The sequence below is a fragment of the Pseudomonas sp. 57B-090624 genome (assembly GCF_003234055.1).
GTDB classification, from domain to species: domain Bacteria; phylum Pseudomonadota; class Gammaproteobacteria; order Pseudomonadales; family Pseudomonadaceae; genus Metapseudomonas; species Metapseudomonas tohonis.
In genome coordinates this window covers 1-9,785 of sequence record NZ_QKRU01000126.1, presented here as the reverse complement: position 1 = coordinate 9,785, position 9,785 = coordinate 1, and the positions used below count along the sequence as shown (strand labels likewise).

At 69.8% G+C, this 9,785-nt stretch carries 8 protein-coding genes; all 8 read right to left on the bottom strand.

From position 1 onward, the window contains the following. Positions 1–837: serine/threonine-protein kinase (locus tag DMX10_RS31150; protein WP_146603098.1), on the bottom strand; the 837-nt coding region annotated here is incomplete at its 3' end. A gap of 19 nt (positions 838–856) precedes the next feature. After that, complete coding sequence (locus DMX10_RS31145) at positions 857–1,585, bottom strand: PP2C family serine/threonine-protein phosphatase (protein WP_111264724.1); 729 nt, start codon at positions 1,583–1,585, stop codon at positions 857–859. Continuing rightward, entirely contained in the window at positions 1,585–2,280 is a 696-nt protein-coding gene (gene tagF, locus DMX10_RS31140) for a type VI secretion system-associated protein TagF (protein WP_111264723.1), read from the bottom strand. Before tagF ends, DMX10_RS31145 begins: the two co-directional genes overlap by 1 nt. Continuing rightward, positions 2,277–5,792: a type VI secretion system membrane subunit TssM gene (tssM, locus tag DMX10_RS31135; protein WP_111264722.1), complete on the bottom strand. Its 3,516-nt coding sequence runs from the start codon at positions 5,790–5,792 to the stop codon at positions 2,277–2,279. The genes tagF and tssM overlap by 4 nt, the downstream gene beginning before the upstream one ends. Then, positions 5,789–7,147, bottom strand: a complete 1,359-nt coding sequence (locus DMX10_RS31130; protein WP_111264721.1) for a DotU family type VI secretion system protein — start codon at positions 7,145–7,147, stop codon at positions 5,789–5,791. Before DMX10_RS31130 ends, tssM begins: the two co-directional genes overlap by 4 nt. 6 nt (positions 7,148–7,153) lie before the next feature. After that, positions 7,154–8,488: a type VI secretion system baseplate subunit TssK gene (gene tssK / locus DMX10_RS31125; RefSeq protein ID WP_111264720.1), complete on the bottom strand. Its 1,335-nt coding sequence runs from the start codon at positions 8,486–8,488 to the stop codon at positions 7,154–7,156. A 17-nt stretch (positions 8,489–8,505) separates the two neighbouring features. Then, positions 8,506–8,985 carry a type VI secretion system lipoprotein TssJ gene (gene tssJ / locus DMX10_RS31120; protein ID WP_111264719.1) on the bottom strand — a complete coding sequence of 160 codons (480 nt, stop codon included), beginning with the start codon at positions 8,983–8,985 and terminating at the stop codon, positions 8,506–8,508. A gap of 69 nt (positions 8,986–9,054) precedes the next feature. Continuing rightward, a partial coding sequence (tagH, locus tag DMX10_RS31115; protein WP_111264718.1) for a type VI secretion system-associated FHA domain protein TagH occupies positions 9,055–9,785 on the bottom strand: 731 nt, incomplete at its 5' end.

The following is a 9,785-nucleotide window of genomic DNA, read 5'->3' as shown; positions in this document are numbered from 1 at the left end:
GAACTGGGTGGCGCCATCGTCGTCGGCCGGGGCCGCCGTGGGCAGGCTCGGCAGGCGGTCGAGGGCCGCGATCAGCGCGGCGGCATCCGGGTAGCGGTCCTTGGGGTCCTTGGCCAGCAGGCGGGTGAGGATCTCCTGGTAGCGGCCCTGGGCGATGGGCAGCTCCGGCAGCGGCTCTGTGAGGTGCGCCAGGGCGGTGGACAGCGAGTCCGAGCCGACGTAGGGCAGCTTGCCGGTGAGGATTTCGTAGAGCACCACGCCCAGAGCGTAGAGGTCGGCGCGGCCGTCGATCTCCAGGCCGCGCGCCTGCTCGGGGCTCATGTAGCTGGGGGTGCCGACGGCGAAGCCGGCCTGGGTGAACTGGGTGCGGTCGTCCAGCGCCTTGGCGATGCCGAAGTCCGAGAGCACCGCGCCACCGTCGGCGCGGAACAGGATGTTGGCCGGCTTGACGTCGCGATGCACCAGGCCCTGGGCATGGGCGTAGCCCAGCGCGGAGGCGATCTGGCGCAGCCACACCAGGCCCTGCTCGGGGCTGAGGCCGGCGCTGATGCGCTCCTTCAGCGTGCCGTTGGGCAGGTACTCCATGGCCATGTAGTACAGGCTGCCGACGTTGCCGATGTCGTGGATGGTGACGGTGTGCGGATGCGACAGCCGCGCCAGGGTCTTGCCCTCGCGCAGGAAGCGTTCGCAGAAGCTGGCGTCGGCGGCCAGCGCCGCGGCCATCACCTTCAACGCGACCTTGCGCTCCAGCGAACGCTGGGTGGCCAGGTAGACCACGGCCATCGCGCCGTCGCCCAGCTCGCGTTCGATTTCATACCCCGGAATTTCTATGTCCATGCTGGTCTTTTTTTCTTTTTCAGGATGCTTTGACGACTACCGCCGTGATGTTGTCCGGCGCGCCCCGGGTCAAGCCCAGATGCACCAGGCTGCGGACCACCTGATAGGGGTCCTCGTGGCCCAGTACCTCACACAGCTCGTGGTCCTCCGCGGTCTTGTTCAGACCGTCGCTGCACAGCAGGAAGCTGTCGCCGGGCAGCACCACGAACCTCGTTTCTTCCAGTTCCAGATCGTCCTGCACCCCCACCGCGCGGGTGACGATGTTGGCCATCGGGTGCACCTTGGCCTCGGCCTCGCTGAGCAGGTGGCTGTCCACCAGCTCCTGCACGTAGCTGTGGTCGCGGCTGATGGGTTCCAGCTTGCCCTCGCGCAGGCGGTACAGGCGGCTGTCGCCGGCCCACAGGCAGGTCCCCTCGCTGCCCCGCGCCGCCAGCACGACGACCGTGCTGCCCATGGTGCTCACCCCGCGCTGGCGGGTTTCCGCGCGCACCAGGGTGTTGACGTGTATCAGCGCCGCGCGCAGGGCGTCGACATAGGCATCGAGCCCGTCGCCGTACTGCACGCCGCGAAGGGTATCGACGATCAGGTTGCTGACGTAGTCACCGGCGGCATGGCCGCCCATGCCGTCGGCGACCACCCAGAGCCCGTAGTCGCCGGCATCGAGGCAGGCGTCTTCGTTGACCTGGCGGACCATGCCGACGTGGCTGTGGCTGGCCGATCGGTATTGCGCAACCGGAGGCAGTGGCATCACAGGCTCCCGAAATCGATCTGCCCGATGCCGGCGGGCTGCTCGACGGCGCCCTCGCCCACCAGGAAGCGGCTGAAAAACCGCGTCGGCGGCAAGCCCTGGAATCTCACCAGCTCGGCCGCGACACGCTCTGAACCACGCCCCCACCAGAAACTGCAGCCGTCGCTGGCGATCTGCGCCAGTACCGCCTGTCGCGACTCGCTGCCCTGCACCGCGTAACGCAATGCGCCGACCTCGCTGAGACGCGCGTCGTGGCGCGGGCTCACCAGCGGCGAGCCCAGCCCCTGCACCCCGGCCTCGAAGGCGTCGAAATCGGCCTCCGGCTCCAGGGTGGAGAGCAGCAGCGCCTCGGCGCGATCGAACCAGTCATCGGCGCCACCGACCACGGCGCCGAGGTTGCTGCGCTCATCCAGCAGCACCGCGATGGTCAGCGGGAAATAACGGCCGACACGGTCGATGCTGGGCATCACCACGCCGGCCACGGCCTCGCTCCCCAACAGGTTCGGGGCGATCGCGAAGCGCCACAGGGGGCTCACCAGGTAGGCGTCCAGCCAGGCGCCGCCCAGCTCGGCCTGGCTCTGTGCCATGCCGGCGGCCAGCCACTGGTCCCAGGCCTCGATGAAGGCCGGGGGCAGGCCGCGATGGATGAAGTCGCCACGGCTGGCGAGCTTGCCGTAGAAGCCCGCCGTCGTCATAGGCGCTCCGGCAGGCCGAAGCCTGTGACCACACGGCTGCGGAACGGGTTGAAGGCACTGCTGGCGCGCAGCTCGCTGGAGATGCTGACGTTGTCCACGCGCATGCGCAGGGTGAAGCGGTCCGGCGCGTTGCCCTGGGTGAGGTCCGACTGGTCGAGCAGGCGGAACCAGGCCCAGGGGCCTTCCATGGTGATGCCCGAACGGCCGCTGGATGACGGCGGCGAGATGGTCAGGCGCACCACGCCCAGGCTGTTGGGGCTTGGCCACTGCATGGCCACCGGCCGGCTAGGGCCGTGGTCGTAGCTGAACTGCTGGCCGTCCAGGTCGAGCTGGAACTGGTCGATGGCGGCGTCCATGGCCACCGCCTTCAGCTCGAAGCGCACCATGGGCGTGGTGTTGCCGGAGCGGAAGAAGGCGTCGCGGATCTGCGCGGCACGCTGGAAGGTGCCGAGCACGCCGGAGCCGATGCCGAGCTTCTCCGCCGCCCCCGGCTGCCAGCGCCAGGTGGTGGCGGAGGTGTCGACGTAGGGCTGCAGGTACTTGCGGAAGTAGCTGTCCATCACCCCGCCGACGCCGAAGAAGGCGCCGAAGTCGTCCAGGGTGGCGTCGCGGGTGCTGTTGCGGTCCAGCGGGTAGCGCCCGGCCAGGGACTGGCGGTAGACGTTGACCACTTCGGCCGTCCAGGCGGCGTTCAGCTGGTTGCGGATGCCGCCCATCATGGTGCTGGTGGTGGCGCTGACCACGGACTTGACCAGCCCCTGGACCAGCGGCGGCTGGCGTTCGGCACCGAGGCTGACGCGCTGGGCGGCGGCCTGGGCCTGGTTCTTCGCCTCGCCCAGCAGGGCGTCGCCACTGGCACCGCTCATGGCGCTGATCTGCACGTAGAGGGCGTTCATGTCCGCCAGCAGGCCGTCGATGGCCGCCGGTTCGTTGTCGTTCTTGGCCACCAGGCTGTTGAGCTCGGCGAAGTGCGCGGTGATCGGGTCCTCGCTCGGCGCCTGCTGCTGTTGCGGGGCGTCGTCGCCCTGCCCCACCAGGGAGCCGAGGCGATCCTTGAGCTTGCCGACGGTGTCGCTGGTGCCCTTGAGTTTCTCGGCGGCCAGGCGCTCTTCCTTCTGCAGGTCGGTCTCCTTGGCCACGGCTTCGAGCAGCTTCTTCAGCGGCGACTGCGGGCCGGACAGCACGCGCAGCACGTCGGCGGCCTGGGCGGTGCTGGTGATGGCGACGAAGTCGATGTCGGCCAGCAGCGCATCCCATTGGCGCAGGTAGTCCTGGAAGTACATCTGGCGCACTTCCAGGGCCAGGCTGGCGGCGTCCTGGGTGTCGTCCATGGTGCGGCCGAGCACCCATTGCTCCTCGGCCAGGGTGCCGGACTGGCTCAGGCTGGAGACCATGAACACTTCGCGGTAGCCGCGCTGGGTGAAGAAGCCCGACAGCGGGTCGTTCAGCGCCTTGCCGCTCTTGCGCGAGAACACCAGGGCGGCATCACGGCCGGCGGCTTCGCTGATGCGGAAGTCCGGCAGGCCCTGGGGCAGCTTCTGGCGCTTGACGCGGTCGTACACGCGCTGGGCGATGGACAGCTGCTGCAGCTGGCGACGGGTGTCCTGCACCAGGTTGTCGTCCAGGCGCACGGCCGGCGGCGCGCGGTCGTAGAGCGCGGCCAGGTGCTCGTTGAGCGCCTGGCGCTGCTCGGGCACCAGGTCGCGCGGCAGGCTGCGGTCCCAGTCCAGCGCCACCCAGGCCTTGATGAAGTCGCCGTCGTAGTGTTCCGGGTCGGCGAGCATCAGGTAGGCCTTCAGGCCCTCGTAGAGGAAGTCCGAGGAGCCGCCGCTGCGCAGCTGCTCCTCGATACGCGCCATGACCCGGGGGGCCATCACCGCGATCAGCAGCTTGCGGTACACGCTGGCGCCTTCGGCACCGAGCATGTCGCCCTGGTAGAGGCCGTAGCCCTCCGCCCAGCTCGGCGCATCGCCGGACACGTTGCGGATGGCATTGAGCAGCGGCAGCACCGCCAGCACGTCGCGCTGCGCCGGGCTCAGGGCCTGCAGCTCACCGTGCAGCGGCTTGACCCGGCCATCGACGGCGGCGATGTAGCTGCGGTTGGCGCTGAAGCTGGCGAACCAGATGGCGGCGATGCCCAGGACCAGGATCGCGGTGGCGGCGAGCACGCCACGGGCCATCCATTTGCGCTGGCGCTCGACCTTGGGGTTGGCGCCCACCAGGCCGCGCTCGCCGAAGGCCACTTCGCGGAACAGGCGCTCGATGAAGTAGCTGCGCCCGGTGCCGGTCTGGCGGGCCAGGTGCTGGCGGTCCAGGTTCATGCTCTGCGCCATGGCGCCGATCAGGCGGTCGATGGGGCTGCCTTCCTGGGTGCCGCTGGTGAAGTAGACGCCACGCAGCAGCGCGCGCTCTTCATAGGGGTTGGGCTTGAACACGCCGTCGAGGAAGCTCGACAGCGCATCGCGCAGCGCCGCGAACTGCTGCGGGAAGCCGTAGATCAGGTCGCGCCGCGCGGGGTCGCGTTCCTGCTGCAGGCGCTCCACCAGGCGCTCGTTGAGGCGCTGTTCGAGCAGGGCGAACTCGTTGCCGAACACCGACAGCGGGCCCTCGGCGCTCTTGCCGTCGTCGAGGGCGAAGGTCATGCCCCAGACCTGGGCGCGGTCTTCCTTGCTCAGCGAGTCGAAGAACTCCATGAAGCCCGGCACCAGATCGAGCTTGGTGAGCATCACGTAGATGGGGAAGCGCACGCCGAGCTGGGCGTAGAGCTCCTGCACCCGGGCGCGGATGGCGCGGGCATGGGCGGCGCGCTCGGTCTCGCTGCCCAGCAGCAGGTCGGACAGGCTGATGGCCACGAAGGCGCCGTCGATGGGTCGGCGCTTGCGCTGGTTCTTCAGCAAATCGAGGAAGCCCAGCCAGGCGGCCTTGTCCACCTGGGCGTGGCTGTCCTGGGTGGTGTAGCGGCCGGCGGTGTCGAGCAGCACGGCCTCGTCGGTGAACCACCAGTCGCAGTTGCGGGTGCCGCCGACGCCACGGATGGCGCCGCTGCCCATCTGCTCGGCGAGGGGGAAGTTGAGGCCGGAGTTGACCAGCGCGGTGGTCTTGCCCGAACCCGGCGGGCCGATGATCACGTACCAGGGCAGCTCATAGAGGTTGCGCCGCTCGTTGCCGCCGAGCTTGGCGCGCTTGAGCAGGACCAGGGCCTCGTCCATGCGCTGCTTGAGGGTGGCCAGCTCTTCGCTGGTGGCCACGCTGGCGGCATCGGGGGCCACGGCCACCAGGCCCTGCATCACCTTGGCGGCGTTGCGCCGCGCCTGGATGATGCGCAGCACGCGCCAGCCGATCCACACGGCGAACAGCAGGCCGATGAGCACCCAGCGCACGGTGGCCGAGGCCAGGGGCTCGACGTCGCCGATGGCGATCAGCGGGCCGACGAACCAGATCACCAGGCTGAGGGCGATCAGGCCCAGCACCGGTATCACCCAGCGGGCGAGGAAACTGAAAAACGCCTTCACTCGACGCCCTCCGCAAAGACTGTGATCTCCACCCGACGGTTGCGCGAACGGCCGTCGGCGGTGTCATTGGATGCGACCGGCTCGGTGTCGCTGCGGCCCTCGGCGCGGAAGCGCTCGGGCTGGCCGCTCTTGGCCGCGAGCACGTCCATCACCTGCTGGGCGCGGTCCTGGGACAGCTTCCAGTTGGACGGGTAGCGCAGCGTGGCGATGGGCCGGTTGTCGCTGTGGCCGGTGACCAGCACATTGCCCTTCACCTTGCGGATGGCCTCGGCGATGCGCAGCAGCAGCGGCTGGAAGTCGTCGGCGATGGTGGCGCTGCCGGAGGCGAACAGCTGGTCGCCACGGATGGTCACCACCGAGCGGTCGACGGCGTCTTCCACCGCCACCTTCTGCTGGCGGATCTCCTCGGCGAGGAAGCCGGCCAGGCGCGGGCGCTCGACGATCTTCGGCTGCTGCGGCGGGCGGTCGATGGTCTGCACCGGGACGTCGCCCAGGGCATGCAGGTTCTTGAACACGGGCTCGGCCTCGGCGGCCAGCTTCAGGCGCATGCCGAACAGCAGCGCCAGGAGCAGCGCGGCACCGATGGCCACGGCCACCCAGGGCGGCAGGAACTGGCGCAGGCGATCACGCGCCACCACCAGGCCGCGCCAGTGCGGCGACAGCTCGCGCTCGATCTCGCCGTGGGTGCTGCGGATGGTCCCGGCGACACGTTCGCGCAGCGCTTCGAGCTGGCTGCGGCCGTCGTTCATCACCCGGTAGCGGCCTTCGAACCCGAGGCTGATGCACAGGTACAGGAGCTCCAGCAGGTTGAGGCGCTGGCGCGGGTTCTGCAGGCAATGGTCGAGCAGCTGGAAGACCTTCTCGCCACCCCAGGCCTCGTTGTGCAGGGTGATCAGCAGGCTCTGCTTGCTCCAGTCGCTGCCGCTGCCCCAGGGGGTGCTGAGCACGGCTTCGTCCAGCGCGGTGCAGAGCACGTAGCGGCTGAGCATGACCTCGTCCTGGGCGATGCCGGCGGCGCGGGCCTTTTCCTCGAACTGGCGCAGGTAGCCCAGCAGCTGCGCCCGCAGGCTGGCGGGCATCGGGTGGGCGATGGTGTTGCGCAGGCGGGTGAGCAACGCCAGCATCGGGCCGGCGGCGGCTTCCAGGGGATTGAGGCCCTGGCCGCGTGCGGTGAGCATCGGGCCGGTGGGCGCAGGGCCCGCGGGCGGCGGCGTGGGCGCGTCGTAGCGCGGCGCGGCCGGGTCCGGGGCACGGCCACCGGGGCGCGGCATGATCATGGTGCGGTCGTTGTTGCCGTTGCCGCCGCTGCCACCACCGGCGGGCGGGCCGCCGAAGGGATCGTCGATTGGATGCATCGCGAATTAACTCCGGATGGCCCAGAAGGCCAGGTTCAGGCCAGGGAACTGGCCAGCGATGTGGAAGGCGAAGCCGCCGGAATGCACCAGTTGCTTCCAGTGGTCGCTGCCACGGTCGAGTTCGAAGTAGGTGCTGCCCGCGTGGTAGGGGATCTGCCGTGGCGCCACCGGCATCGGCAGCAGCGCGATGCCCGGCAGCTGCAGGTTGACCAGGTCGCGGATGTGCTCCACGGAGCCGATCTTGGCCTGCTGCGGGAAGCGCGAGCGCAGGGCTTCGCCGGGCACGTCGGCGCGCACCACGAGGATGAACGCCGAGTTGTCCAGCAGGCTCTTGTCCGCCAGCATCGCCACGTGCACGCCGTAGGCCTTCTCGACGATGGGGATGGGCACGGCGCGGCTGTCGATGACCATCGACAGGGCCTGGCGCAGGGCGAGCATCACCGGGGCGAAGGTGGTGGCCAGGTCGTCGTGCTCGTAGGCCGGGAACTCCGCCGGGCGACGGCCGCTGGCGGAGAAGGTGGAAAACTCGCCGGCCAGGCTCACCGCCTCGCGGTAGAACCATTCCGGGTGCAGCGGGGTGATGCTGGCCAGGTGCGAGACCAGGGGCTCGGCGCGGTTGACCAGTTGCAGCAGGAGGAAGTCGGCGATCTCCGAGGCGCCACCGGCACCGGAGGCGACCACGCGGCCGGCCAGGGCCTCGCCACGCTGGTGCAGCAGGCCCAGCAGCTCGCTGCGGAAGGCCGCCAGGGGTTGCGAGGCGGCGACGTCCAGCAGCGGCGGGATGTAGCCCTCGTCCAGGGCCAGGGAGCGGTCGGCACGTTTTTCCACCACCCGCACCACGCCGACGGCGGCGTATTCGCCGAGGCCGTCACGGGCGGTGAGCAGGCGCAGGGCGCGCCCGCCGATGGACACGGGGGCGCGGCTCTCGAAGGGGGCGTTGTCGTCACGCACTTCGCGCACCGCGCTCTGGTAGCGCGCGCCACCGAGGGCCTCGCCCTCCTCCACCGTGTCGCGGGCGCCGGCGCGCTTGAGCGGCAGGGCCAGGTAGATGATGCCGTCGCGCAGGCCGTCCTCGACCTCCAGCGGCACCGGGGCCACATCGTCGCCGGGGATGTCGAAGGGGGTGCCATCGGGCAGCACGCCACGGGCCGAGACGATGGCCACCTTGCCCTGGGTGAGCAGGGCCTCGTCGATCTTCAGCTCGGAGAAACCCCAGCCGCCGGCCTGCAGCGAGCGGCAGCGGCCTTCCACCAGGGACTCCAGGTAGCGGTCGTGCTGCTGGAAGTGCTGCGGACGCAGGAACATTCCCTCAGACCACACCACTCGGTTGTTCCAGGACATGGACGAACTCTCCGTTTCTATTTGGCCGGCTCGGCGACGGGGGCCGGCGAGACGCTGATGGCATGGGCGCCGAACTTCACGCTGTAGGCGCTGGTCTGGTTCAGGGGCACGGTGATCACGTCGCGCCAGACCGCGCTGTCGAGTTCGCGGTAGCCGACGACGATGCCGAACTGGCGAGTGGCGTCATCGAGCTTGCGCTCCTGCATCTGCTTGTCGCCGGGCTTGACCAGCAACTCGTCCTGGGCGACCAGGTCGGTGGACAGGGTGGTCTGCGTCTGCTCGACCAGGGAGAAGTAGTCGGCACGGTTGAAGGCGGTGGCGCTCTTGAGTTCGAAGACCCGCACGCGCACCGGCGCGCCCTGCCCGCCCGGGCCCGGGTTGACGTCGCTGGACGCCTCGATGTGCAGCTGCACGACGGTGGGCGGGGGCGGCGGCGGGGGCTCGGAAGCGCATGCGCTCAGGAGCGCCACCACGGCTACCAGTAGAATCCTTGGCATTTCGATTCGTCCTCAATGACTGCTGTTGTTACGCGGGGCCGGCTACCGGGCACCCAGTGGGCTGCCGGGTCAGTGCCCGCGAAGCCTGGCGCTGTGCTCCTCGTAGGCGCGGCTGAACTCGCGCCCGAAAAGATCCTGGAAGTCGTCTTCGGCCTCCCGCGAGATGCTCGCGTAGAGGTCGGTGAACAGCTCCCAGTACTGCGACTGCCGGGAGCCCGGCAGCAAGGCCGAGAGCCCCGAGGGCTTGCTCAGCCGCGCTTCCAGCACCGAAGGCTCGAAGCGTTTGAGAATGTGCTTGATGGCCGCCTGCACGCCGGCCATCACCGCCAGCTGGTGGGCCTTGAGGTCGTCGAAGCTCTCGCCCACGGCCTGGTCCGGCGGCATGAAGGCGGCGTTGCCATGGCGCAACAGAAGCAGCAGCGCCTCGTCGACGTTGGGGGCGAACTTCAGCGGGTTGTTCTCCACCGGGCGGATCATGGTCTGCGCCATGCGGAACTCGCCCTTGAGGCTGGAGCGCGCGCGCAGCACATCCACCAGCCCCTCCACCATCAGGCGGTAGCTGCGGCCGATGGCTTCCATCTGCGCGGCGGCTTCGGCGCGGTCGATGCGTAGCTGGCCGAGGCCGGCGCCGCGCAGGAAGGCGTCGAGCAGCGCGCCATCCTCACCGGCAGGAGCAGGCGCGGCAGCAGGCGCCGAGGCCGCTGCGGCATGGGTGGCCTGGGCGGTGGGCGTCAACGCCGGCGGCGCGGGAATCGGATTCGGCGCGACCGCGGCCACGGGGGGCGGGGTCGCGCCGAATC